Annotated in this window: 20 protein-coding genes; 15 read left to right on the plus strand and 5 right to left on the minus strand. The window is 70.5% G+C overall.

What is annotated here, in order from left to right; genetic code table 11:
* The first annotated feature begins 121 nt into the window (after nucleotides 1–121).
* Complete coding sequence (locus ABZ857_RS37060) at nucleotides 122–2,152, plus strand: beta-galactosidase (RefSeq protein WP_357053138.1); 2,031 nt, start codon at nucleotides 122–124, stop codon at nucleotides 2,150–2,152.
* Here ABZ857_RS37060 and ABZ857_RS37065 read toward each other — a convergent pair.
* A complete protein-coding gene (locus tag ABZ857_RS37065; protein WP_357053141.1) occupies nucleotides 2,090–3,187 on the minus strand; it encodes a LacI family DNA-binding transcriptional regulator in 1,098 nt (365 codons plus the stop codon). The two genes, ABZ857_RS37060 and ABZ857_RS37065, sit on opposite strands and share 63 nt — an antisense overlap.
* 341 nt (nucleotides 3,188–3,528) lie before the next feature.
* Here ABZ857_RS37065 and ABZ857_RS37070 point away from each other — a divergent pair, with 341 nt between their 5' ends.
* The 8 genes from ABZ857_RS37070 to ABZ857_RS37105 all read left to right on the plus strand — a co-directional run bounded on the left by ABZ857_RS37070 (nucleotide 3,529) and on the right by ABZ857_RS37105 (nucleotide 13,459).
* Nucleotides 3,529–4,521 carry an ABC transporter permease subunit gene (locus ABZ857_RS37070; RefSeq protein WP_357053144.1) on the plus strand — a complete coding sequence of 331 codons (993 nt, stop codon included), beginning with the start codon at nucleotides 3,529–3,531 and terminating at the stop codon, nucleotides 4,519–4,521.
* Nucleotides 4,518–5,390 (plus strand): carbohydrate ABC transporter permease, encoded by an 873-nt coding sequence (locus ABZ857_RS37075; RefSeq protein ID WP_357053146.1) that lies wholly within the window; start codon nucleotides 4,518–4,520, stop codon nucleotides 5,388–5,390. Before ABZ857_RS37070 ends, ABZ857_RS37075 begins: the two co-directional genes overlap by 4 nt.
* Before the next feature lie 99 nt (nucleotides 5,391–5,489).
* Nucleotides 5,490–7,151 (plus strand): extracellular solute-binding protein, encoded by a 1,662-nt coding sequence (locus ABZ857_RS37080; RefSeq protein WP_357053149.1) that lies wholly within the window; start codon nucleotides 5,490–5,492, stop codon nucleotides 7,149–7,151.
* Nucleotides 7,152–7,221: 70 nt separating this feature from the next.
* Entirely contained in the window at nucleotides 7,222–8,778 is a 1,557-nt protein-coding gene (locus ABZ857_RS37085; RefSeq protein ID WP_357053152.1) for a hypothetical protein, read from the plus strand.
* Nucleotides 8,775–9,494, plus strand: a complete 720-nt coding sequence (locus tag ABZ857_RS37090) for a hypothetical protein (protein ID WP_357053155.1) — start codon at nucleotides 8,775–8,777, stop codon at nucleotides 9,492–9,494. Before ABZ857_RS37085 ends, ABZ857_RS37090 begins: the two co-directional genes overlap by 4 nt.
* On the plus strand, nucleotides 9,481–11,598 hold the full coding sequence (locus ABZ857_RS37095; RefSeq protein WP_357053158.1) for an alpha-glucuronidase: 2,118 nt from the start codon (nucleotides 9,481–9,483) through the stop codon (nucleotides 11,596–11,598). The genes ABZ857_RS37090 and ABZ857_RS37095 overlap by 14 nt, the downstream gene beginning before the upstream one ends.
* A gap of 53 nt (nucleotides 11,599–11,651) precedes the next feature.
* A complete protein-coding gene (locus ABZ857_RS37100; protein ID WP_357053160.1) occupies nucleotides 11,652–12,881 on the plus strand; it encodes an SGNH/GDSL hydrolase family protein in 1,230 nt (409 codons plus the stop codon).
* 122 nt (nucleotides 12,882–13,003) lie between these two features.
* Nucleotides 13,004–13,459, plus strand: coding sequence for a GNAT family N-acetyltransferase (locus ABZ857_RS37105; protein WP_357053163.1), 456 nt, complete (start codon nucleotides 13,004–13,006; stop codon nucleotides 13,457–13,459).
* A gap of 8 nt (nucleotides 13,460–13,467) precedes the next feature.
* Here ABZ857_RS37105 and ABZ857_RS37110 read toward each other — a convergent pair whose 3' ends face one another.
* On the minus strand, nucleotides 13,468–13,935 hold the full coding sequence (locus tag ABZ857_RS37110) for a MarR family transcriptional regulator (RefSeq protein WP_357053166.1): 468 nt from the start codon (nucleotides 13,933–13,935) through the stop codon (nucleotides 13,468–13,470).
* Between the two features lie 270 nt (nucleotides 13,936–14,205).
* Here ABZ857_RS37110 and ABZ857_RS37115 point away from each other — a divergent pair, with 270 nt between their 5' ends.
* Nucleotides 14,206–15,570 (plus strand): PHB depolymerase family esterase, encoded by a 1,365-nt coding sequence (locus ABZ857_RS37115; protein ID WP_357053168.1) that lies wholly within the window; start codon nucleotides 14,206–14,208, stop codon nucleotides 15,568–15,570.
* Nucleotides 15,571–15,635: 65 nt separating this feature from the next.
* Here ABZ857_RS37115 and ABZ857_RS37120 read toward each other — a convergent pair whose 3' ends face one another.
* Nucleotides 15,636–16,469: a PaaX family transcriptional regulator C-terminal domain-containing protein gene (locus ABZ857_RS37120; RefSeq protein WP_357053171.1), complete on the minus strand. Its 834-nt coding sequence runs from the start codon at nucleotides 16,467–16,469 to the stop codon at nucleotides 15,636–15,638.
* 238 nt (nucleotides 16,470–16,707) lie between these two features.
* Between ABZ857_RS37120 and speB the strand changes: the two genes are divergently transcribed.
* The 5 genes from speB (at nucleotide 16,708) to ABZ857_RS37145 (ending at nucleotide 23,854) form a co-directional block, all read left to right on the plus strand.
* Complete coding sequence (gene speB, locus ABZ857_RS37125; protein WP_357053174.1) at nucleotides 16,708–17,655, plus strand: agmatinase; 948 nt, start codon at nucleotides 16,708–16,710, stop codon at nucleotides 17,653–17,655.
* Entirely contained in the window at nucleotides 17,652–19,319 is a 1,668-nt protein-coding gene (locus ABZ857_RS37130) for a N,N-dimethylformamidase beta subunit family domain-containing protein (protein ID WP_357053177.1), read from the plus strand. The genes speB and ABZ857_RS37130 overlap by 4 nt, the downstream gene beginning before the upstream one ends.
* Nucleotides 19,316–19,696 (plus strand): cupin domain-containing protein, encoded by a 381-nt coding sequence (locus ABZ857_RS37135; RefSeq protein WP_357053180.1) that lies wholly within the window; start codon nucleotides 19,316–19,318, stop codon nucleotides 19,694–19,696. The genes ABZ857_RS37130 and ABZ857_RS37135 overlap by 4 nt, the downstream gene beginning before the upstream one ends.
* Before the next feature lie 113 nt (nucleotides 19,697–19,809).
* Entirely contained in the window at nucleotides 19,810–21,300 is a 1,491-nt protein-coding gene (locus tag ABZ857_RS37140; RefSeq protein WP_357053183.1) for an APC family permease, read from the plus strand.
* Nucleotides 21,293–23,854: a CehA/McbA family metallohydrolase gene (locus ABZ857_RS37145; RefSeq protein ID WP_357053186.1), complete on the plus strand. Its 2,562-nt coding sequence runs from the start codon at nucleotides 21,293–21,295 to the stop codon at nucleotides 23,852–23,854. The genes ABZ857_RS37140 and ABZ857_RS37145 overlap by 8 nt, the downstream gene beginning before the upstream one ends.
* A 91-nt stretch (nucleotides 23,855–23,945) precedes the next feature.
* Here the strand turns inward: ABZ857_RS37145 and ABZ857_RS37150 are convergent, their stop codons facing one another.
* On the minus strand, nucleotides 23,946–24,842 hold the full coding sequence (locus tag ABZ857_RS37150) for an RNA polymerase sigma-70 factor (protein ID WP_357053189.1): 897 nt from the start codon (nucleotides 24,840–24,842) through the stop codon (nucleotides 23,946–23,948).
* 65 nt (nucleotides 24,843–24,907) lie between these two features.
* The gene (locus ABZ857_RS37155; protein WP_357053192.1) at nucleotides 24,908–25,759 is read right to left on the minus strand and encodes an SDR family NAD(P)-dependent oxidoreductase; all 852 of its coding nucleotides are present in this window, start codon (nucleotides 25,757–25,759) and stop codon (nucleotides 24,908–24,910) included.
* Between the last annotated feature and the right edge of the window lie 249 nt (nucleotides 25,760–26,008).

Below are 26,008 nucleotides of genomic sequence, written 5' to 3' on the forward strand. Positions count from 1 at the left end.
GAAATGCGTTGACTTGTCCGCCACGTGTGAGTTGGCTCCACTGACGGTTCGCGACGACCGTACGTGAACAGGGCGGCATCCGGGATCGCCGGCGACGGCCTCACCGGCACGGGGGTCATGCATGACAGACGCTCGCATGGGCGCCTTCGGAGATCGCGTGGGCGGCCTCGCGTACGGCGGGGACTACAACCCCGAGCAGTGGGATCCGGCGGTGTGGCGGGAGGACGTCCGGCTCATGCGCGAGGCGGGGGTGAACGTCGTGTCGCTCGGCGTCTTCGCGTGGGCCTCGCTCGAACCGGAGCCGGGCACGTACGAGTTCGGCTGGCTCGACGAGGTCATGGACCTGCTCCACGAGAACGGCATCGCGGTCAACCTGGCCACCCCCACCGCCGCGCCGCCCGCCTGGCTGACCCACCGGCACCCCGAGGTCCTCCCGGTCATGGCCGACGGCGAGCGGTTCGGCTTCGGCAACCGCCTGCACTACGACCCCTCGTCCCCGATCTATCGGGAGCACGCGGCGAACATCACCAGGCGGCTCGCCGAGCGTTACTCCTTCCACCCCGCCCTGGCCATGTGGCACATCAGCAACGAGTACGGCCCCACGGCGTACAACGAGGCCGCCTCTGCCGGCTTCCGGCGCTGGCTCAGGCGCAGGTACGGCGACCTGGCGACCCTCAACGAGGCCTGGACCACCCGCTTCTGGGGGCAGGTCTACACCGACTGGGAGCAGGTCGAGGCGCCGGGCATCCCCCGCACCTGGATGAACCCCGGCCGCATCCTGGACTTCAAGCGCTTCACCTCCGACGCGCTGCTGGAGTGCTTCGCCGCCGAGCGCGACATCGTCCGCTCCTTCCGCGACGACATCCCGATCGTCACCAACTTCATGCGCTTCTACCGGAACGCCGACTACTGGAGGTGGGCGCCGGAGGAGGACGCGGTGGCCCTGGACATCTATCCCGACCCGGCCGAGCCGGACTCGCACGTGTCGTCGGCCTTCCAGTTCGACCTGTTCCGCTCGCTCAGGGGCGGGCAGCCGTGGCTGCTGATGGAGCAGGCGGCGAGCGCGGTCAGCCAGTGGAGGCTCAACGTCGTCAAGGAGCCGGGGCGGATGCGCCTCGGCTCGCTCCAGGCGGTCTCCCGCGGCGCCGACTCGGTGATGTTCTTCCAGTGGCGGGCGAGCCGGGGCGGGCACGAGCGCTTCCACTCGGCGATGCTTCCGCACTCCGGCCCGGACTCGCGCACCTTCCGCGAGGTCGCCGCGCTCGGCCGGGAGGTCGGGCTGCTCTCACCCGTCGCGGGAACCACCACGCGTGCCGAGGTCGCCGTCCTGTTCGACTGGCACGGCTGGTGGGGGCTGGAGGAGCTGTGGGGCCTGCCCCGCAACGACTTCAGCTACGTGGACACTGTCATGCGGCACTACCGGCCGCTGTGGGAGCACCACTACGCGGTCGACGTCGTGTCGCCCCACAGCGATCTCGCGCGATACAAGGTGCTGGTCGTGCCCAACGCGTACCTGATGGACGACGAGGGCGTCGAGGCCGTCACCGAGTTCGCCCGCAGTGGTGGGACGGTCGTCATGTCCTTCTTCTCGGGCGTAGTGGACCAGTGCAACCGCGTCCGGCCGGACGGCTACCCGGGCGCGTTCCGCCGCCTCATCGGCGCGAAGATCGACGAGTACTGGCCGGCGCGTCCCGGCGAGCGGTTCGCCGTCGAGTTCGCCGACGGCCGTACGGCGACGGCGGACTGGTGGCGCGAGGACATCCACCTCGAAACAGGGACGGCGCTGGCGACCTACGCGGACGGACTGCTGCGGGGACGGGCGGCGGTCGTCGCGAACGACTTCGGAGCCGGCCGGGCCGTCTACTTCGCCACCCTCCTGGAACAGGAGGCCTTCGACCGGGTGCTGATCGGGGAGCTGAGAGCGGCGGGTGTGGAGAACCGCTTCGACGGCCTCCCCGCTTATCTGGAGTGCGCCGTCCGCGAGGACGAGCGGCACGAGCACCTCTTCCTCCTCAACCACGACCCCGGGACGTCCGTCACCGTTCCTCTCGGCGACGAGGGTGTGGACCTGCTCACCGGCCTGCCGGCGTCAGGGGAGATCACCCTGCCTCCCCTCGGAGCGGCGGTCATCCGCCGGGCGCGGCGGGCGTGACCGTGGCCCGTCCCCGGGCGGCGCCGTGCTCTCGCGTACGACGAGCTCGTTCGCGAGGTCGATCCGGTTCGTGGCCACCTCCACGCCGCGGGCCAGGTCGAGCAGCATCTGGGTGGCGACCGTCGCCATGTCGCACAGCGGCTGGTCGACCGTGGTGAGGGCGGGCTCGACCCAGCCGGCGACCGGCACGTTGTCATAGCCGACCACCGACAGCTCCCCGGGAACGTCGAGGCCGAGCCGCCGGGCCGCGCGCAGGACGCCGAGCGCCTGCAGGTCCGACCCGGCGAAGATCGCGGTCGGCCGGTTCGGGCGCGTCAACAGGTCCATCGCGTGCTCGTATCCGGCGTCCACGTAGAAGTTGCCGTACCTGACCATGTCGGGATCGACGGCGAGCCCCGCCTCGTCGTGGGCGACCCGGAAACCGGCGACCCGTGCCCTGCTGCACAGCACGTCCTTCGGGCCGGAGACGACCGCGATGCGGCGGTGGCCCAGCTCCAGGAGGTGACGCGTGGCGAGCAGGCCGCCGTCCCAGTTGTTCGAGCCGACCACCGGCACGGACTCGGCGATCTCGCCGTCGGTGTCGACGACGACGAACGGGACCTGCGCCCGCCGCAGCTTCTGCTGCTGCGACTGGGACGGGCCGCACAGGACGAACAGCACGCCGAGAGGCCGGTGGTCGAGCACGTGGTCCAGCCACTCCTCCGGCGGCCGGTGCGCTCCTTTCAGCTGGGACAGGACGACCTCGATCCGCGCGGCGGCGGCGACGGCGTCGACCCCGCGGATGATCTCCATCGACCACATGGAGTTCATCTGGTGGAAGACGAGGTCGATCTGCCCCTTGAGCGGCCTGCGCCGGAGGCGGCGGCGGTACTGGTGGCGGGTGAGGCCGGCCTCGACGCGTTCTCGTGTGCCGGGGGCCACGTCGGGGCGGCCGTTGAGGACCTTGGAGACCGTGGTCACCGAGACGCCGAGCTCCGCGGCGATGGAGGCGATCGTCGCGGGGCGAGGGCGGCGGGCTGGAGAAGGGCTGGTCATCGTTCCGCTCGTTGTTTCCGAAACTTTCGCGAAACTCTAGCACCGAACTTTGCCGGGCATAAGCCGAGACCAGGTTGGGCACAGCTCATTCAATCCGGTGTGACAGCGGTTGACTACCCTCTTGACGGGGCTCTGGCCTGAGCCTATATTTCCGCAATATTACTGAGGATCACCGAAAATTTCCGTCGCGTCACCCTGGCGTATTCCGTCGGCGGGCGTGGGGTGACACGGCGGTGCCGCAGCCCCTCGCGGCCCCGGGCGCGGGGCCGGCCACGAGCGGTGGCCGCGGCCGTCGGCGTGATCCGCCGGAGTGATCCGTCGGAAGGCACCGGAGGCACAGGATGAGCACGACCAGAACGATCGACGTGTCACCGGACGCCGGGGATCCCGGCCGCGCGAGACCCGGCCCCTCCCGTGCGAACCGCCCGCCCGGCCGCACCTGGCGTCAGGCGCTGCGCCGTGACTGGCAGCTGTACTCGCTGGCGATCCTTCCGCTGCTGTTCTTCGTGATCTTCCGGTACCTGCCGATGATCGGCAACGTCATCGCCTTCCGGAAGTTCCAGCCCGGCGGCAGCGTGCTGGGCGAGGAGTGGGTCGGCCTGCGTTACGTGCGCATGTTCCTCGACGACCCGTCGTTCTGGCAGGTGTTCGCCAACACGGTGATCATCGGGGGGCTGACCCTGCTGTTCTGCTTTCCGACGCCGATCGTGCTCGCCCTGCTGATCAACGAGCTGCGCGGCCGGCGGGTCAAGCGGTTCGTCCAGTCGGTGTCCTATCTGCCCCACTTCCTGTCGATGGTGGTGGTGGCAGGGCTGGTCATGGAGATGCTGTCGGTGGACGGGCCGGTCAACCAGCTCCTGCGCGCGATGGGAAACGATCCCGTCGCGTTCCTGCAGGAGGCGGGATGGTTCCGGACGATCTACGTCTCCTCGGAGATGTGGCAGACGGTCGGCTGGGGGACGATCATCTACCTCGCCGCGCTCACGACCATCGACGAGCAGTTGTACGAGGCGGCCAGGATCGACGGCGCGAGCCGGTGGCGGCAGGTCTGGCACGTGACCCTCCCCGGCATCCGGCCGACCGCGGTCACCCTGCTGATCCTCAACATCGGCACATTCATGGCGGTCGGCTTCGAGAAGATCCTGCTGCTCTACAACCCGCTGACGTATCCCACCGCCGACGTGATCTCCACGTACCTCTACCGGATGGGCATCGTCTCCAACAGCTTCAGCTACGCCGCGGCGATCGGCCTGTTCGAGGCCGTGATCGGGCTGGCCCTGGTCATGTCGGCGAACCTCATCTCCCGGCGCACGGTGGGGACGAGCCTGTGGTGACCGTCGGCAGGACCCGGGGCCACCGGGTGTTCCGGGTGGTCAACGCGGTCATCCTGACCGGCGTCGTGGTCGTGACCCTCTACCCCTTCGTCAACATCGTGGCCCGGTCGCTCAGCGACGAGTTCGCCATCCGCGCCGGCAAGGTCAACCTCGTCCCCGTCGGGTTCACCTTCCGTACGTACGAGTTCGTGGCCTCCGACCCGACGTTCTGGATCAACTACCGCAACACGGTGGTCTACACGGTCGTCGCCACGGCCATCGCGATGGTCATGACCACCTGCTACGCGTACGTCCTGTCGAAGAAGCACCTCAAGGGCCGGACATTCCTGATCGGGATCGCGGTCTTCACGATGTTCTTCTCCGGCGGGCTCATCCCCAACTACATCCTCATCTCCAGCCTCGGGCTGAAGGACAGCATCTGGGCCATCGTGCTGCCGAACGCGGTCAGCGTCTTCAACCTCCTGGTGATGAAGGCGTTCTTCGAGGGCCTGCCGGCCGAGCTGGAGGAGGCCGCCGCGATCGACGGCATGAGCACCTACGGCATCCTGCTCCGGATCGTGCTGCCGCTGTCGAAGGCGGTGCTCGCGACGATGGTGCTGTTCTACGCCGTGTCGTTCTGGAACTCGTGGTTCGCGGCCTTCCTCTACATGAGCCAAAGCGACCTGTTCCCGGTGACCGTCTACCTGCGCAACCTCATCGCCGGCGCCACCACGGGCACCTCCGTCGGCGCCGACGCCACCGACATGACGGTGGCCACCAACATCAAGTCCGTGACGATGGTGCTCACCGTCATCCCGATCCTGGTGGTCTACCCCTTCGTCCAGCGGTACTTCGTCAAGGGCGTCATGCTCGGCGCGGTCAAGGGATAGCCCTTTCGTTCGCTATTCACCCAGCCCGTTACCAGCCCGTTCCCAGCCCGTTCGTAGCCCGTTCCCCAGCCCATTCACCAGGGAAAGGACCCCCCTTTCATGCATGAGATCAACCGGCGTCAGGCGATGGTCGCCGTGGGAGCCTTCCTCGCGCTCGCCGCCTGCAGCGGCGACGGCGATTCCGGCGGCAAGAAGAGCGGTGACGACTTCGCGGCGAACCGGGACGGCGCGATGGCCGACTACGCCTCCGGCAGGCAGTTCAAGGCCACTGTTCCCTTGTCGTTCAGCATTCTCTACAACAACCACCCGTTCTATCCGATCAAGAACGACTGGCTGTTCTGGTCGGAGCTGACGAAGCGCACCAACGTGACGCTGCAGCCGAACGTGGTGCCGTTGAGCGACTACGAGAACAAGCGCAGCCTGCTGATCGGCGCCGGCGACGCCCCCATGATCATTCCGAAGACCTATCCCGGTCAGGAGACCCCCTTCGTCGCCTCGGGCGCCGTCCTCCCGGTCAGCGACTACCTCGACCTGATGCCGAACTTCAAGGAGAAGATCGCCAAGTGGAACCTCCAGCCCGACCTTGACACGCTCCGGCAGTCCGACGGCCGCTTCTACGTGCTCCCCGGCCTCCACGAGGACTACTGGGTGGACTACACCATGGCCATCCGCGCCGACGTCCTCGACAAGCTCGGTCTGCAGATCCCGCAGACCTGGGACGACGTGCACTCCGTGCTGAAGGCGATCAAGGAGGAGCACCCGGACTCCTACCCCTTCTCCGACCGGTGGGGGACCGTCTCCACGACGGGCGGCGCCCTGATGAACTACCTCGGCACGGGCTACGGCGCCCCCTGGGGGTGGGGCTACACGAGCGGTGGTCTCCTATGGGACTCCACCGCGCAGAAGTTCGCCTACGCGGGCGCCATGGACCAGTTCAAGCAGGCGCTGCAGTTCCTCAACACACTCGTGGCGGAGAAGCTGCTCGACCCGGAGAGCTTCACGCAGCAGGACGAGCAGGCGATCCAGAAGCTGGTGTCCGGCAAGTCCTTCGCGATCAGCACCAACGCGCAGACACTGGTCAACGAGTACCGGCCACCGCTGAAGAAGGCGGACCCGAAGGCCAGGCTGGTCAAGATCCCGGTGCCCATCGGGCCGCTCGGCCCGATCAAGGCGGGGCCCAGCACCACCCGGCTGGAGAACGGCATCATGATCTCCAAGAAGGCCCGCGACAGCAAGAACTTCGTCGCGATGATGCAGTTCATCGACTGGCTCTGGTACTCCGACGAGGGCCAGGTGTTCGCCAAGTGGGGCATCGAGGGGACGACGTACACCAAGGACGCCTCCGGCAGGTTCCAGCTGGCGAAGGACGTCGACTTCGTCGGGCTCAACCCTGGCGCGCCCAAGCACCTGCAGAAGGACTTCGGTTTCTCCAACGGCGTGTTCGCCTACGGCGGCAGCACCGAGCTGCTCCAGTCGACCTTCTCCGACGAGGAGATCGAGTTCCAGAAGGTGATGAACGCCAGGAAGGCGATGCCGGTGGCGCCTCCCCATCCGCTCAGCGACGAGGAGCGCGAGCAGGCCTCACTGTGGGAGACGCCGCTCAAGGACCACGTCAGCCAGAACATGCTCAACTTCATCCTGGGCAAGCGGAGCTTCGACGAGTGGGACGCCTACGTCAAGGAGCTCGAGGCGAAGAACATGACGTCCTACGTCAACCTCGTGAACAACGCGTACGACCGCTACAAGAAGGAGCACGGCTGATGGGCCCGGGCCGGCCGTGCCTGTCCCACGGCCGGCGCGTGCTGTTCGGAACGGCGAGCGAAGGACGATGATGCGCGACCTTGTCCCCGGCATGCCGGACGAGACCCCGAGCCGGCTGCCGGACGCCTGGCGGTTCTGCGTCGGCACCGGCCGCTTCGACCTGGCCCTGCGCCGGGACTACCAGGAGTCGCTGGCGCTGGTCCAGCGGGAGATCGGCTTCCGGCACATCCGGGGGCACGGGCTGCTGAGCGACGGCGTCGGCGTCCACCGGCCGTACGAGTACGGGGGGAGACGGCACGTACGGCACGCGTTCACCTACGTGGACCAGGTGATCGACGCCTACCTCGACCTCGGGATCACGCCGTTCCTGGAGCTGGGCTTCATGCCCTCCGGGCTCGCCTCGGGCGACCAGACCGTGTTCTGGTGGCGCGGCAACATCACCCCGCCCCGGGACTGGCGGGAGTGGGCCGCGCTGGTGCGGGCCACGGTGACGCACCTGATCGACCGGTATGGGCTCGACCAGGTGCGCACCTGGCCGATCGAGGTGTGGAACGAGCCCAACCTCAAGGAGTTCTGGCTCGACGCGGACCAGGACGCCTACCACCGCCTGTACGAGGTGACCGCGACCACCGTCAAGGACGTCGACGCCGCGCTCCAGGTCGGCGGACCGGCCATCTCTCCCGGCTCCGACGACTGGCTGGTGCGCTTCGCCGACTTCGTCATCGGACGATCCCTGCCGATCGACTTCGTCAGCCGGCACGCCTACACCTCCGGTCCGGCCCGGCACGTGCCGTTCGGCGTGCACCAGACGCTGGCGCCGCCGTCGCGGCTGCTGGAGCAGTTCGCCACCCCCCGGCGGCAGCTGCGGGGCGGTCCGCTGGCGGACCTGCCCGTGCACATCACCGAGTTCAACTCCTCCTACCGGCCCGACAACCCGATCCACGACACGGCGTTCCACGCCGCGTACCTCGCTCCGGTGCTGGCCGCCGGGGGAGACCTGGCCGACTCCTTCTCCTACTGGACCTTCTGCGACGTGTTCGAGGAGGCGGGGGTGCCGACGTCGCTGTTCCACGGCGGCTTCGGCCTGCTGACCCACCGTCAGATCAAGAAGCCGGCCTATCACCTGTACGCCTTCATGGCGCGCATGGGCGAGGAGATCCTGGCGCGCGGCCAGGACCACCTGGTCACGCGGGACGACGCCGGCCGGGTCACCGCGCTGGCCTGGGCGCCGGTGGACGTCACCGGCGGCCCGCCGGTCGACGGGCACACCGTGCGGCTGTCGGTTCCGGTCAGCTCCCCGTCCGGGAGAGCCTTCCTGCTGCGCTCGTCGGTGAGCGAGGAGAAGGGCAACGCCTGGAGGGCGTGGCGCGAGATGGGCCGCCCGGCCTCGCCCCGGCCCCGGCAGTTCGACGCGCTCCGGGAGGCGGCGGAGCCCGTCCGCAGCCATCGCGGCCTGCCGATCGAGGACGGGCAGGTCGGCCTCGACATCACCCTCGACCGCCACGAGGTCACCCTGCTGGAGATCACGCCCGTGGTGGACGAGACCCCGCCTTGGGGGCACTCGTGGGACGACGGCCGCCTGCTCGGCCTGGACGCGCTCGCCCTGGACGAGGGAGCCGCGCCATGACCGAGACGACGATGCGGCGGTTCGGCCAGGGACCGCTCTCGCGCGCCTCCGCGCTGGTCTACACCCTGCTCGTGGTCGAGCTCCTGTTCCTGGCCACCACCGTGCCCGGCCTGATCGGGCTCGTCCTGCTCGACCGCGACGCCGCCAACGTCCCGCTGGCCGCGGCCTGCGCGCTCCCGGCCGGCCCGGCGCTGTCCGCCGCGCTGTACGCGGTGCACCACCGCCGCCTGGACCTTACGGATCTCCACCCGGCGGCGGCGTTCTCGCGCGGCTACCGGATGAACGTCCGCGGCGTGGTGAAGCTCTGGGTTCCGTGGCTGGCGTGGCTGACCGTCGTCGGATCGACGCTCGCGAACTTCGGCGCCGCCGGCGTCCCGGGATGGTGGGCGATCCTGCTGGTCCTCCTCGTGGTGGCGGCGGCCCTCTGGGGCGCGAACGCGCTCGTGATCACATCGCTGTTCGCGTTCCGGGCGAGGGACGTCGCCCGCCTGGCCGTGTACTTCCTCTTCTCCTCGCCCCGGGTCGCGCTGGGCGACGCCTGCCTGCTCGTCGTCGCGGCCGGTGTCACGCTGGTCGCCTCCGAGGCCGCGACGGCGCTGCTGGCCTCGGTGTTCGCGGCGGCGCTGCTGCTGAACAGCCGGCCGCTGATCGCCGAGGTCACGGCGAGGTTCACCACACAGGGCGATCCCGCGGAGGGGCCTCGTGACGACTCCTGATCCCGTCCATCCGGCGTGGCTGCCGCCGGAGGCGTTCCGGGCGATCGGTTCGCGCCGCACGCTCGTGCTCGGCGACGGACTCCTCGCCGGGACCGTGCACGACGAGGTGGCGCGGGCCTGCGCCCGGTACGGCGGACGTGTGCGTCGCGGCGCCGAAGACGGGCCGCACGATCTGGTGCTCGCGCTCACCACCGCGGAGCCGCTGCCGGGCCTCGCCGAGGCGGTCCTGGCCGACTTCCGGCGGGAGGCCGGCCTGACCGAACGCGCGATCGGCGCCGAGGGATACCTGGTCGCGCGGCGCGGCGGCGTCACGGTCGTGCTCGCCGACGATCCCGCCGGGCTGCTCTACGGCCTGTTCCACGTCGTGCGGCTCGGCGAGCGGGCGTTCGCCGCCGAACCGCTCCTTGTCCCGCGACGGGGGGCCGAGCATCACCGGCCCGCGATGCGGCGGCGCATGCTCGACCACTGGGACAACGTCGACGTCCACCCGGTGATGGGCCAGGTCGAACGCGGCTACGCGGGCGGCTCGATCTTCTGGCACGACGGCGCGCCGCGCGGCGACCTGACCCGGGTGCGCTCCTACGCGCGGCTGCTGGCCGCCTGCGGCGTGAACGCGATCTCGGTGAACAACGTGAACGTGCACGCCACCGAGGCCCGCCTGCTGACGGACCGGCTCGGCGACGTCGCCGCGATCGCGGACGTGCTGCGGCCGTACGGGATCAGGGTCCACCTGTCGGTCGGCTTCGCCTCGCCCGTCGTCCTCGGGGGGCTGCCGACCGCCGACCCGCTGGACGAGGACGTGCGCACGTGGTGGGCGTGCGTCACCCAGCGGGTGTACGACACGATCCCCAACTTCGGCGGCTACGTCGTGAAGGCCGACTCCGAGGGGCAGCCCGGCCCGTTCGCGTACGGGCGCGACCACGCCGACGGCGCGAACCTGCTGGCCGAGGCGCTGGAGCCGTTCGGCGGGGTCGTGCACTGGCGCGCCTTCGTCTACAACCACAGGCAGGACTGGCGCGACCGGACGACCGACCGGGCCCGCGCCGCGTACGACCACTTCGCCCCGCTCGACGGGCGGTTCCGCGACAACGTGATCGTGCAGGTCAAGCACGGCCCGATCGACTTCCAGGTGCGCGAGCCGGTGTCGCCGGTGATCGCGGCCATGCCCGCCACCCGCCTGGCCGTGGAACTGCAGGTGACGCAGGAGTACACCGGCCAGCAGCGGCACGTCTGCTACCTCGCCCCGATGTGGCGCGAGGTGCTGGGCTTCCGCCCCTGGGGTCCGGACGGAGCCGCCGTGGCCGACGTCGCCGCGGGAGCGGCGGGCGGCGACGGGGGGCCGCACGGCAGGGCGCCGGACGGCGGCGGGCTCGTCGGGGTCTCCAACGTGGGCGACGACCCCTACTGGACCGGCCACCCGCTCGCGCAGGCCAACCTCTACGCCTTCGGCAGGCTCGCCTGGGCGCCGTGGACGGACCCGGCGGCCATCCTCGACGAGTGGATCGACCTCACGTTCATGCCCGTCGCGACCGGGGATGCCGAGCGGCTGCGACGCACCCTGCATGCGATCATGGACGGCTCCTGGCGCACCTACGAGCGGTACACCGCACCGCTGGGCGTCGGATTCATGGTCCGTCCCGGGCATCACTACGGGCCTGACGTGGACGGATACGAGTACACCCCCTGGGGCACCTATCACTTCGCCGACCGGGACGGCGTCGGTGTGGACCGCACCCGCGCCACCGGGACCGGCTTCACCGGCCAGTACCCGCCGCCGTGGTCGGAGGTGTACGAGTCGCTCGACCGGTGCCCCGACGAGCTGCTGCTGTTCTTCCACCATGTCCCGTACGGGCACGTGCTGCGGGCCGGTTCGACCGTCATCCAGCACGTCTACGACACCCACTTCGACGGGGTCGAGCAGGTGGCCGAGGCCAGGCGACGGTGGGAGGAGGCCGCGGGACTGTTCGACCCGTCCCTGCACGCCCGGGTGAAAGACCTCCTCGATGAGCAGGTCCGCTGCGCGGTGGAGTGGCGTGACCAGATCAACGCCTACTTCTTCCGCAAGTCGGGCGTGCCCGACGCCCGCGGCCGCCGGATCCCATGACGGAACCAGGACGCCCAGGACGCCCAGGACGTCACGGCGTGCCCGGAGCCCCCGTGGTTCCAGGAACCGACGGGCACTGGGTCGCCACCTGGACGGCGATGCCGCAGGCCGCCGAGCCGGAGAACATGCCGCCTGCGCCGTTCACCCGGGAGAACCTCGTTCTGGCCGACACGACGTTGCGGCAGACGGTGCGGGTGTCGGTGGGCGGGCGGCAGACGCGCCTGCGGTTGTCGAACGCCTTCGGCGGTGCGGCGCTGCCCGTCACGAAGGCGACCGTGGCGCTGCCGGCGGGCGGGCGGGCCGGGGTGAGCGCGGTGCAGGCGGGAACCGTGCGGCCGGTGACCTTCCACGGCCGCCCGTCGACGACGATCCCCGCCGGGGCGCAGGCGGTCTCCGACCCGCTGAACGTCGAGATCGTGCCCCGGTCGAACCTGACGGTGACGGTGTATCTGGCCGAGGGGCAGCGCTCGGCCTCCATCACCTCGCATCCGGGCTCGCGGACCACCTCCTATCTGCTGGCCGGCGACCACGCCGACGCCGCGGACCTCCCGGATGCGACGGCGGTGGACCACTGGTACTTCCTGAGCGGGGTGGAGGTGTGGGCCAGGTCGTCGGTCGCGGCGGTGGCGGTGGTGGGCGACTCGCTGTCCGACGGCCGGGGCTCGACCACCAACGGCAACGACCGCTGGCCGGACCGCTTGCTTGATCGCCTGCAGTCGCAGCGGGCCACCTCCGATGTGGCGGTGGTCAACCAGGCGGCCGGCGGCAACCGGGTGCTCAACGACGGGCTGGGGCCCAGCGTGCTGGCCCGGCTGGACCGCGACGTGCTCGCCCACAGCGGGGTGGCCTGGCAGATCCTGTTCGAGGGCGTCAACGACATCGGCACCGCCGAGGCGAGCCAGGCCGCCCAGCGGCAGGTGACCGACGACCTGATCGCCGCCTACGACCAGATCGTCACGCGGGCCCACGCGCGGGGCATCCGCGTGTACGGCGCGACGCTGACGCCGTTCGGCGGCAACGTCTCCTATGACGACGCGCAGGGCTATCGGGAGGCGGCCCGGCAGGCGGTCAACCGGTGGATCCGCACCAGCCGCCGGTTCGACGCGGTGATCGACTTCGACCGCGCCGCCCGTGACCCGGCCGACCCCCGCCGGCTGCTCGCGGCCTACGATGTGGGCGACCACCTGCATCTGAACCCCGCGGGTTACCAGGCCCTCGCCGACGCCGTACCCGCCCGCCTGTTCCGCCGGGAGCCGCTGCCCCCGGGCTTCGGATTCCGCTGAATCGGCGGCGGCTAGAGTGGCGTCCTGCCGCGGTTGCGCGAGCACCCATGTCCCCGAGCAGCGAGGTCCCCGAGCACCGATGTCCCCGAGCACGTCCTGGCACCGATGGATGAACGAGCGTGATGAGAATCGTCGAGGATGACCTGTCCGGCCCGCAGATCGCCGAGTTCCTGCGGGAACACGTGCGCGAGATGCGGTCCATCACGCCGCTGGAGAGCAAGCACGCCCTCGATCTCGACGGTCTGCGCACGCCCGACGTCACGTTCTGGTCGGTGATGGACGGCGACACCGTCGTGGGCTGCGGCGCGATCAAGAGGCTCGACCCCGCGCACGCCGAGCTGAAGTCGATGCGCACCGCGGTGGCGCGCAAACGCAGTGGGATCGCGTCCCTGCTCCTGGGGCACATCATCACCGAGGCCGGGCGGATGGGCTTCAGCCGGCTGAGCCTGGAGACCGGCTCGGCCGACTTCTTCCTGCCCGCCAGGAGGCTGTACGAAAAGTTCGGGTTCGGCTACTGCGAACCCTTCGCTGATTACCGGCCCGATCCCCACAGCGTGTTCATGACCAGGCTGCTCTGACGACCTCGTCAGTACGCGTCGGGACGCAGGGCCCGCGCGCACACGGTGAGGCCCTCCCTGAGGGTCTCGCGCGTCGCGTCGTCGACCTTCGCGAGCATGACCGCCTCGATGTCGTCGAGCGAGCTGTCGCATCGCCGCAGCACGGACGCCCCCTCGGGAGTGAGGCGGGCGCACAGTGTGCGACCGCCGTCCGGGTGCGGGTCGCGGCGGATCAGGCCGCGCCGTTCCAGGTCGCGGATGACGAGGTTCATCGCCTGCGGCGTGACGAAGGCGATGCGGGCCAGTTCCGCCGACGACACCCCGTCGCGCGTGCGCAGCTCGCTGAGCGCCATGTATTCCGTCGTGGTGACGCCGTGCCGGGCGAGCGCGTCGTCCAGGCGGGCGCGGATGCGGCGCTCCAGGCGGAACACGAGGTAGCTGAGGCGCGCCGCGGGCGCGGACGGCGGGGCGGCGGGACGGGAACGGCGGGCGGTCACCGGACGACGATACCGCGCGATCCAGAAGATGTAAGTTTCGTGGTTCTGTATCAATGCACTTGATAGCAAGTGGCTTGATATGCAGGCGAAACTGATATTCGATCTCCATGCCCCTCCCGGCCTGTCTTGACCGCGGGCGGTGCCGCCCGTATACCGGCTGAACGTCACGACTTCCGAGCGGGCGGCGATTCCGGAACGTGCGCGGAAAAGGCCCACAGAAAGGCGTACGGGAAAGAGGAGACCGCCGCCGCCTGAAAAAAGGAGGAGCGGATGAAGCGATTACTCACGGCGCTCGCCGGCGCCGTCACCGCGGTGCTGTGCGCCGCCGCGGCCCTGGTGTCGGTGACGGTGTCCGCGCACCCCGCCGCCGCGGCCACGCTGACCGAGGTGACGAACTTCGGCGCCAACCCCGGCAACCTGCGCATGTACGTGTACGTGCCGAACAGCGCCCAGCAGAACCCGGCGATCGTGCTGGCCATGCACACCTGCGGCGGCTCGGGACCGGGCTTCTACTCGTCCACCGAGTTCGCGTCGCTGGCCGACCGGTACGGCTTCATCGTGATCTACCCGTCGGCGTCGAAGAAGATGAACTGCTTCGACAACTGGTCCGACGCGTCCAAGGTGCGCGGCGGCCAGACCGACCCGGTGTCGCTCATGTCGATGGTGACCTACGTCGAACAGCAGTACCACGGCGACCCGAACCGGGTGTTCGCGACCGGCGCCTCCTCGGGCGCCATGATGACCAACGCCATGCTCGCCCTGTATCCCGAGGTCTTCAAGGCGGGCGCGGCGTTCATGGGCGTGCCGTTCACGTGCTTCCCCAACGAGGCGGCCTACAACCCCGGGGGCAACTCCGCCCCGTGCGTGGGCAGGACCGCGCAGCAGTGGGGCGACGCGGTCCGCAACGCGAACCCCGGCTACCGGGGGCCGTGGCCGCGGATGCAGCTGTGGCACGGCACCGCCGACAACGTCGTCGCGTACGCCGAGCTGGAGGAGGAGGTCAAGCAGTGGACGAACGTGCACGGCCTGAGCCAGACGCCGACCGCCACCGACACGCCGCAGTCCGGCTGGAGCCGCCGCCGCTACGCGGACGCCTCCGGCACGGTACGGGTCGAGGCGTACAGCATCCAGGGCGCGGGCCACAGCCTTCCGGCGAGCGGCATGGCCGCCGTCGCCATCCAGTTCTTCGGCCTCACCGGTAGCGGCCCGAGCCCGAGCCCGAGCGCCACCGTCAGCCCGTCCGTCAGTCCGTCCGTGAGCCCGTCGCCGTCTCCAAGCCCCTCGCCGTCCGCGAGCCCGTCGAACCCGCAGCAGGGCGCCTCCTGCCGGATCGCCTACAGGGCCAATTCCTGGAACAACGGCTTCACCGCGGACGTCACGATCACGAACACCGGCACCGCTCCCGTCAACGGCTGGACCGTCACCTGGACGTGGCCGGGCAACCAGCAGATCACCAACGCGTGGAACGCCGGCGTGACCCAGTCCGGCGCCCAGGTCACCGCGCGCAACGTCGCCTACAACCCCGCCATCCCTGCCGGAGGCGGCACGAGCTTCGGCTTCCAGGCCTCCTACAGCGGCAGCAACACCGCACCGGCCGGTTTCGCCCTCAACGGCACGGCCTGCACCACCGCCTGACCGGCCCCGGGTCCGCCCGGCCGCGCCGCGTCGAGCCGTAAGGGGCCGGCTGGCGCGGCCGGGTGTCAGACGGCCAGCGTGTCCAGGACGGTGGCCGCCACCTCGGCGGCGGGCGGCTCGTACCTCTGCGCGAGCGTCTGGAAGGTCCGCTCGGCCTGGATCGCCGGCCAGTCCCCGGGCAGGTGCTCGGCCGGCAGGTGCGGATCCTGGCGGACGAGCTGCAGCCAGTCGGTGTGCAACAGCAACTGCCGCGCCAGGTCGTCGGGCGCGCCGGGAGCCGGCCGGGGGACGTCCCACTGGGCGAGGAAGGCCCGGTAGCGCGCGGCGATCTGCTCGATGTCGAACGCCTTGCCGACGAGGTCGGCCGCCTCGGTCGGCTTGAACGCCCTGGCGTTCAGCACGGTCACGTGGTCACCCAGATCGAGAGGGGCGAGGACGTCGGTGACGTCCTTGGCGCCCGGCGCGATCCACAGCCCGCTCTGCAGCAGGCCGAATCCGTTCCAGATGAGCCGGGACCGCAGGTCGTGCCGGGTGCTGCGGCGGCTGTCCGGGATCGAGAAGCCGACGAGCGTCCAGCTGCCGTCCCAGTCCCGGTTCACCGCGCCGGTCTCCCACACCCGTCTGCGCCCGTCCTCCAGGACCTCCACGGCATGCGGGGTGAGCCCGAAATACACCTTCCGTCCCCGCCGATGCCGTGCCAGCAGGTTCCGCTTCACCATCCGTGCGAGCGTCGACCGTACGGCCTCCTCGGAGACGCCGAGGCGGGCGAAGACGTCGATGACGCTCCCGGAGTAGACGGAGATGCCGCGATGCAGCACGTAGATGCCGAGGAAGCTGAACATCAGGGACTGCGGGCGCAGGGATGGCGCCGTCTGGTCGTCTTCGCCGCCGAGGGTCACATCAGCAGGGTAGACCGTTCCCCACGTCATGCAAATCTTTGACGGCCGTCACATTGCTGCCATGCATTCGACGATGCACCACGCTGCTGCCTCCCTCCTGGCCGGTTTGTTCTCATCCACAAACCACCCGCCGACTCTCCGTTGATGCGCCAATTGCCGGTTTAGTCCGTTTGCGTGCAGACTTGCCGATCCATAAGCCTCTGACCTGGGGCTTCGGGGTGGAGAGAAAGGATCAGGTATGACCGTGCCTCGGGGGCCCGTCGATTCCTCACGGGTTCCGCGGTTCGCCGGACCGGCCACGTTCGCGCGGCTGCCGCGGCTGGACGAGGTCGGGCACGCCGATGTGGTGGTGGTGGGCGTGCCGTTCGACAGCGGGGTGTCCTACCGCCCCGGCGCCCGGTTCGGCCCCTCGGCCGTCCGCGAGGCCAGCCGCCTGCTCCGGCCGTACCACCCGGGCCTGGACGTCTCGCCGTTCGCGGCGATTCAGGTGGCGGACGCGGGCGACATCGCGTGCAACCCGTTCGACATCCGCGAGGCGGTCGAGACCGTCGAGGAGGCGGCCTCCGGGCTGATGGAGGGCGGCACCCGGCTGGTCACGATCGGCGGCGACCACACGATCGCGCTGCCGCTGCTGCGGGCGGCCGCCCGGCGGCACGGCCCGGTCGCGCTGCTGCACTTCGACGCGCACCTCGACACCTGGGACACCTACTTCGGGGCGGAGTACACGCACGGCACGCCGTTTCGCCGGGCGGTCGAGGAGGGCATCCTCGACACCGAGGCGGTGTGCCACGTCGGCACCCGCGGCCCGCTGTACGGCAAGAAGGACCTCGACGACGACCGCCGGCTGGGTTTCGGCATCGTCACCAGCGCCGACGTGATGCGCCGGGGCGTGGACGAGGTCGCCGACGCGCTGCGGCAGCGGATCGGGGGCCGGCCGCTCTACGTCTCGGTCGACATCGACGTGCTCGACCCGGCGCACGCGCCCGGCACCGGCACCCCCGAGGCCGGGGGGCTGACCAGCCGGGAACTGCTGGAGATCCTGCGCGGCCTCGCGGGCGCCGGCCTGGTCGGCGCCGACGTCGTGGAGGTCTCGCCCGCCTACGACCACGCCGAGATCACCTCCGTCGCGGCCTCCCATGTGGCCTACGACCTGATCAGCCTGCTCGCACTCAAGGAGGAGCAGTGAGCGACACGAACGCTGCGAAGGGGCTTCCCGCCGCCTTCGCATGGTCCCCGAAGGGCTGGCCCTCGGAGCGTGCGTTCAGCACACCGGACGCGGCCGAGGTGTGGTGCTACACCGACCGGTTCTCGTACTTCCCGGGGGAGACCGTCCGCTTCCATCTCAGCGCGAGCGTCCCGTCCTTCGAGCTGGAGGTGGTCCGCGACGGGCTGGAGCCGCGCGTCGTCTGGTCGCGCGAGGGGCTGTCGGCGGGCCGGTTCGAGGCGCCGGCCGACGCCCACGCGGCGGGCTGCGGCTGGCCGGTGGGGCTGGAGCTGGAGATCCCCGACGACTGGCGGAGCGGCTTCTACATCGTCACCGTGCGCGCGGTCACGCCGTCCGGCGAACTGTGGGAGCGGGAGCACTTCTTCGTCGTCAAGGCGCCGGCCGGGCGGCGCGCCCCCGCCGCGCTCGTGCTGACCACCAGCACGATGCTGGCCTACAACGACTGGGGCGGCGCCAACCACTACCGCGGCCTGGGCGACGACCCGCGTTCCGACAACGGATCGCCGCTGGCCTCGACGCAGCGCCCGATCGCCCGCGGAATGATCCGCAAGCCGGCGGGCGCGCCGCGGGAGGCCAACCCCGGCACGCTGCCGATCAACGGCGCCCCCCGCTACCCCTCGTACGAGTGGGCGCGCCTGTTCGGGTACAGCCGCCACCACGCCGACGCGTTCTGGGCGACCTACGAGCGGCACTTCGCGGTGTGGGCCGAGCGCAACGGCTACGAGATCGACTACCTGACCCAGCACGACCTGCACTTCGACCCCCACGCGCTGGACGGGTACTCCTGCGCGATCGTCGTCGGGCACGACGAGTACTGGTCGTGGCGGATGCGCGACACGGTCGACGCGTTCGTCGACGCCGGCGGCAACCTGGCCAGGTTCGGCGGCAACTACCAGTGGCAGGTGCGGCTCGGCGACGACGGGACCACGCAGTACTGCTACCGGCTGCCGTCGCTGGACCCCGAGGCGGCCACGACGCCGCACCTGGCCACCACCGTGTGGGAGGCCAAGTCGGTCGGACGTCCCGGTGCCACCACCATCGGGCTCAACGGCCTCGGCGGGATCTACAACCGCTACGGCGTCGCCACCCCGCGCTCGTCGGGAGGCTTCACGGTCTACCGGCCGCACCATTGGGCGTTCGAGGGGACCGACCTCTACTACGGCGACCTGCTCGGCGGGCCCCCGTACTTCCTGGCGGCCTTCGAGCTCGACTCGGTCGAGTACACCTTCCGGCGCGGCCTGCCGTACCCGACGTTCGAGGACGGCGCCCCGGAGACGCTGGAGATCCTGGCTCTCGCACCGGCCGTACGCGGGGAGGAGGACCGCTTCGGCGGCCGGGTGCCGATCGGCGGTCCGGAGGAGGAGGTCTACAACTACAACGCGGACCTCGGCGACGACCTGCCCGGCTACGTGCACGAGGGCGAGATGCGGGGCGCCGGGATGATCGCGGCGTTCACCCGCGGCGACGGCGAGGTCTTCAACGGGGGCACCACCGAGTGGTCCCACGTGCTCAGCCTCGGCGACCCCTTCGTCGAGCGCATCACCCACAACGTCCTGCGCCGCTTCGGCCTACGCGGCCGCGTCGAGAGCAGCCACGCGAAGAACCACAGAGGAGCCGCATCGTGAGCGACGCGCAGAGCCGGACGGGCATCGACGCCGTCCGCGCGATCACGGCCGGGAACGGCGAGCGCTTCGTGCCCCCGCTGAGCGACTATCATCTGCTGTCCGCCGAGTGGACGGAGGAGGAGTTCCGGGTCTTCGGCGGCGGCGCGAGCGCGTTCACCGGCGGTTTCTGGAGAGGCGAGCCCGGCGCCGTACGGTTCGACTCCTGGCCCTATGACGAGATCTGCTTCGTCCTCAAGGGCCGCGTCGCCGTCCAGGACGACTCCGGGCGGCGCAAGGAGTTCGGCCCGGGGGAGTCGTTCCACATCCCGCAGGGCTTCCGCGGCGACTGGATCACGCTGGAGCCGAGCGAGAAGGTCTTCGTCGCGGTCACCCGCTGACCGTTCCCCCTTCCTGTCCCCTTCCTGCCTTCGGGCCCATCCGCCTTCAGCCCCGAGCCCGCGGGCGGTCGCCCGCCTGCCCGCGGGCCGCCGACCCCGCAGTGAGGAACACCATGCCAGCTCATCCCCCCGGGAGCTCCGCGAACGCGCCCGGCTCCCTGGCCAGCAACGCGATGGGGACCAAGGACCTCGTCTTCACGGTCCTGGCCGCGCTGGCCCCGCTGACGCTCATCGTCGCGGTCGCCCCCCTGCACTTCCTCAAGGGCGGCGCCGCCGTCCCCGGCGGCTACCTCGTCGCCGGCGTGGTCATGGCGCTGTTCGCCGTCGGTTTCATGACCATGAGCCGTTACGTCCGCAACGCGGGAGCCTTCTACGCCACCATCTCGCGCGGCCTGGGCAAGCCGGCGGGTTCGGGCGCGGCGATGCTCGCCGTGGTCGCCTACAACGCCCTGCAGATCAGCACGTACGGCGCCCTCGGTGTGTACGCCAACGAGACGTTCAAGAACTACTTCCACCGTGACGTGCCGTGGTGGGTGTTCGCGATCGTCGGACTGATCTTCGTGGGATGGCTCGGATATCGGGGCATCCACACCAGCGCCCGGATCCTCGGGACCCTGCTGGTGCTGGAGACGGCCGTGCTCGTCGTGCTGGCGGCCTACGTCCTGCTCAAGGGCGGTGCCGGCGACTGGTCCGCCGAGTCGTTCGCGCCCGGCAGAGTCTTCGACCCGGGCAACGGGGCGATGTTCGCCCTGGTCGCCGGGGCGTTCATGGGCTTCGAGGCCACCGCGATCTTCAGCGAGGAGGCGCGGGGCGGCATCCGTACGGTCCGCCGGGCGACCTACATCGCGGTCGGGTTCATCGCCGTGTTCTACGCCTTCATCACCTGGGTCATCGTCATGGCGTACGGCGTCGACAAGATCGGGCCCGCGGCCGAGGCCGACCCGGTCAACCTCGTCGTCGCCGTCTTCGACAGGTACGTGCCCGCCCCGATCACCGAGGTCATGCACATCCTGCTGCTGACCAGCGCGTTCGCCGCCCTGCTCGCGCTGCACAACGCGGCCAACCGCTACTTCTACGCCATGGGCCGCGAGGGACTGCTGCCCCGGGCGCTCGGCCGCACCCACCCGCGGACCAAGGCCCCCTTGACGGCGGGCCTCGTGCAGACCGTGCTGGCCGCCGTGGCCGTCGTGGTGTTCGCGGTCTTCGGGATCGACCCCTACCTGGGGCTGCTGCTGTGGGGCAGCGCGCTCGGGTTCCTCGGGATCATCTGCCTGTGGGCGTTCTGCTCCCTGGCGATCATCCGCTTCCTGCGCAGACAGGCGCCCGAGGCCGGGATCTTCCGGACCACGATCGCCCCCGGGCTCAGCTTCGCCGCCCTGGCCGTGGTGCTCTTCCTCGTCCTGAGCAACCTGCCGCTGCTGACCGGCGCCGGCACCACGACCAACATCCTGATCGTCGGCCTCGGCGTGGTCGCCGTCGTGGCCGGAGTGGTCAGGGCCCTTTACCTGCGGGCCCGCGCACCCCGGCTCTACGCCGGACTGGCCCAGACGTCCGTCGACGAGCCGCCCGCGGGGCGGAGAGAGCCCGCCATCGGAAATGCCTGATCACGACACGTCCTCGCCCGGCGGCTGCCGGGGCTACCTGCCGCTCGACCTGGCCGGTGTGCTGAACGCGCCGCGTTCGGTCCTCGACGACGGCGACTCCTATCCGCTCGGGCCGCGTACGCTCTACGGCCTGCCGTTCCTGTTCGGCGACGAAGGGAACGACGAAGGGAACACGGGCGCGGCGCTGCTGCGCGTGGGCGGCCCGGACCCGGCGACCGTCACCGTTCCGGTGAACCGCGCGTTCACGTGGATGGTGGTCGCTCACGCCCTGGAGTCCCCCGACCTGTTCGACGGGCAGACGGCCGGTCAGCTCTGCGGGCACTACACCCTCGTCTACGACGACGGGACCACCGAGCGGCTGCCGGTGCGCCAGCGCCTGGAGATCGGGCCCACGCCCCGGCTGTGGAGCGACCGCGCCATTCCTCTCGACTGGGGGCAGACCCCGTTCCTGGCCGTCCCCGACGCCCAGCACCGGCTGATGCCGCGCACCCACGGGCGTTTCGACGCCGCCGGGGCGCGCTTCGTGGACATCGACGACCCGCAGGCCCGGTCGCCGTACGTCCTGCCCTACCGGTTCTACCTGTGGCCCTGCCGCAACCCCCGGCCGGACCTGACGGTCCGCGCCCTGGAGATCCACTCGGCGGGCCCGGCCATCCTCGTCGGCGCGCTGACCACCAGCGAGCTCGACGAGGACCCCTTCGGGCGTACGGTGTGGCGCGACGTCCTGCTCGACCTCGACCCGTCGGCGGGGCCGGTCACGGAGGACCTGGCGGTGACCGTCGACCGGGGATCGGCGACCTACGTCTACCGCACGGTCGGCTCCGGCGACGCGGCAGCCGGGGACACACCGGCCTGGGGGACGCCGGTGGGGGAGCACCACCAGGGCTACGTACGCGTCACCGCCACCCCGTCGGCGCGGCTGACGCTCACCCGCGGGGAGACGGTGATCAGCGCCTGCGGATGGGAGGAACTGCTCGCCGCCGGGCGGCACGGCGACGGCGGGGTCACCTGGCGCGTCCCCGACGCCGGGCGGGCCTGGGTGCGCACCACGGTCAGGGACGCGGCCACCGGCGAGCCGGTCCCGTGCCGCATCCACTTCCGCTCCGCCGACGGCGTGCCCTACCCGCCGCACGGCCATCACGGGCACATCAACTCCGACGGCAACACCTGGAACCTCGACATCGGCGGCGACGTCCGCCTCGGCACCACGACCTACTCCTACGTCGACGGCACCTGCGAGGGCTGGCTGCCGCTCGGCGAGGTCACGGTCGAGGCCGCCCGCGGGTTCGAGTACGAGCCGCTGCACACCACGGTCACCATCCGGCCGGGCCAGACCGAGCTGGAGCTCACGCTGGGCAGGGTGACGGACCTGGCCGCCGACGGCTGGTACAGCGGCGACACCCACGTGCACTTCGTCTCGACCCTCGGCGCGGAGCTGGAGGCCCGCGGCGAGGACGTCCGGGTCACCAATCTGCTGCTCAGCCAGTGGGGACACCTGTTCACCAACACCGAGGAGTTCACCGGGCGCCCGCACACCTCCCACGACGGGCACACGCACGTGTTCGCGGGGCAGGAGAACCGCAGCGGCATGCTCGGCCACATCAACCTGCTCGGCCTGCGCCGCCCGATCATGCCGTGGTGCACCGGCGGCGCCGAGGAGTCGGAGCTCGGCGGCGGTCTGGAGACCACCCTGTCCCACTGGGCCGACGAGTGCCACGAGCAGGGCGGCACCGTCGTGCTGGCGCACTTCCCCGTGCCCAACGGCGAGGCCGCGGCCCTGCTCGCCACCGGCAGGCTCGACGCCGTCGAGATGATCGCCTACGACCCCTACAACATCCAGGAGTACTACCGCTATCTCAACGCCGGCTACCGGATCACCCTGGTGGGCGGCACCGACAAGATGAGCAGCGAGGTGCCGATCGGCCTCATCCGCACCTACGCGCACGTGCCGCCGGACGAGGAGTTCGACTACTGGGCCTGGTGCCGGGCCGTCCGGGCGGGCGCGACCTTCGTCACCAGCGGCCCGCTCCTGTGGCTCGACGTGGACGGCCGCCGGCCGGGCCAGGACACCCGCGTGCCGGCGAGCGGAAGCGTACGCGTCGGGGCCCGCGTTCAGTCGATCTTCGACGTCGACCGGCTCGAGATCGTGGTCAACGGCCACGTCGTCGCCGAGCGCCGGATCGACACCCCCGGCCGCGTGCTCGAACTGACCGCGGACGTGCCCGTGGCCGAGGACAGCTGGATCGCCGCGCGCTGCTACGGACCGGGCGCCGGCGTCGCCCGGCACCACGACGTGTGGGCCAGGCCGATCATGGCCCACACGTCTCCGGTCTACCTGCGCACGGGCGAGGAGTACGCCCGGTTCGACGCGGCCACGGTCGATCACATGCTGAACCTCATCGACGGCTCTCTCGCCTACATCGACGAGCGCAGCCGGCGTCTGTGGCCCGGCCAGGTCTGCCACCGGCACGGGCAGGAGGATCACCTGGCCTTCCTGCGGGCGCCGTTCCTGCAGGCGCGCGAACTGCTGCGCGAGCGCAAGGCGGCCGTCTGAGGCCGCGCCGCCGGCGCGATCCCGTACGGCTCCCGCCCAATCCCCTCGACGGGCGGGCGGCAGCCGTCCTGGTCCATTCCGCCACCGGCGTTCATCGCAGGGTGAGCGGGGTCTCGGATTCGATGCGGGTCAGCTTCTGCGGGTTGCGGACGTAGTAGAGGCCGGTGATGCGGGCGTCCTCGACACGGATCGCGATGACGCCGTCGATCTCGCCGTCCACCCGGAGGATCAGTGCCGGGCTGCCGTTGACCACGGTGGGCTGACCGTTGATCGTGACCTCGGCCTTGCCGATGCCGCCGAGAATGAAGCGGGCCACCTTGCCGGCGCTGATGACGGGCCGCGGCGCGGCCTGCTTGACGCCGCCGCCGTCGCTCACCAAGACGACCTCGGGGGCGAGCACGTCGAGCAGGCCCTGCAGGTCGCCGGCTTCGAGCGCGCGCCGGAACGCCTCCAGAGCCGCCCGGGTCTCATCGGCGGAGACAGCCTCGCGAGGGCGGCGGGCATCGACATGCCGCCGGGCGCGGTAGGCGATCTGGCGGACGGCCGCCGGGCTCTTGCCGACGGCGGCCGCGATCTCGTCGTAACCGACATCGAAGGCCTCGCGCAGCACGAAGACGGCACGCTCGGTCGGCGACAGCGTCTCGAGGACGAGCATGAGCGCCATCGACAGACTCTCGGCGAGCTCGACGTCCTCGGCCACGTCCGGCGCGGTCAGCAGCGGCTCGGGCAGCCAGGGGCCGAAATACGCCTCCTTGCGCTGCTTCATGCTGCGCAGGCGGTTGAGGGACTGCCGGGTGGTGATCCTGACCAGGTAGGCGCGCTGGTCGTGCACCTGCTCCACGTCGGCCTTGACCCATCGCAGCCAGGCCTCCTGGAGGACGTCCTCGGCGTCGGCCGCCGATCCGAGCATCTCGTACGCGACGGTGAAAAGCAGGTTGCGGTGGGCGAGGAAAGCCTCGGTCGCCGGGTTGCCGGCGTGGGCGCTCATATCTCGGTCCTTCTCCTTCGCGGCCGGCCCCGGTGGCCGGAGGCTGGGAAATCTCGGATCGGGGATCACCGATCTTCCCGATGGAGATTGCCGTGAGCCTCCATCGAAAGATCCTGCCAGTCGGCCCAGGTCTTGAGCCGGTCGGCGTAGACCTGCTGGAGCATCGGGTAGAAGCCCTGGCCGAAGAGCACCCGCAGGGGCGGGTTGTCGGAGTCGACGATCTTGAGAAGTGCCTGGGCCGCGGCGGCCGGGTCGCCGGCGGGCTGCTTTCCCATGACCCCGGCGAGGCGCCGGCGGAGGCCGTCGTAGACCGGGTCGGCCTCGGCCACGTGGCCGTTGTCGAGTGGGTCGGGGTTCTTGCCGGACCTGGTGGCGAAGCCGGCGGGCTCGATCACGGTCACCTTGATGCCGAAGTCGGCGACCTCGTGGGCGAGGGTCTCGTTCAGGGCTTCCAGGGCCCACTTGGATGCCTGGTAGGCGCCGCCGAGCGGCATCGCGATGAGTCCGGCGGCCGAGGACAACTGGATGACGTGTCCCGCGCCCTGCTCGCGCAGGTAGGGCAGCGCGGCCTGGATCACCCACACCGCGCCGAACAGGTTGGTCTCGAACTGGTCGCGCAGGTGCTGCTCGGTCAGCTCCTCGATCGCGCCGATCCGCGCGTAGCCGGCGTTGTTCACGATGACGTCGAGACGGCCGAAGTGCTCCTTGGCCTGCTTCACACTCTCGAAGACGGCGGCCTTGTCGGTCACGTCCAGCTCGAGTGGAAGCACCGCGTCGCCGTGGGCGGCGACCAGTTCGTCGAGGCTCGTGGTGTTCCGGGCGGTCGCGGCCACCTTGTCCCCACGGGAAAGGGCGGCCTCGACGAAGTTGCGGCCCAGGCCGCGGGACGAGCCGGTGACAAACCAGACCTTGCTCATGATGTTTTTCCGTTCTCGCTACGGTTGTCTGCTGTTTCACCCCCTAGACACACAAGCGGGCGCAGACGTAACACCCGCCGAATGTGACCTCTGTCTCTCCTGTGGGCGCCGCGGCGGGCAGGGTACGACGGGGGTGATGGAGACCGAGGCCCGGGCGTCAGGACCGGTCCGAGGGCATCCATATTGGGCAAAGTATTGACCTCCGTTAGGAATCTGCCTAACCTCCGGACGAGAAGGCGAGAGTCTCAG

The sequence above is a fragment of the Microbispora sp. NPDC046933 genome (assembly GCF_040644635.1).
Classification (GTDB): Bacteria; Actinomycetota; Actinomycetes; order Streptosporangiales; family Streptosporangiaceae; genus Microbispora.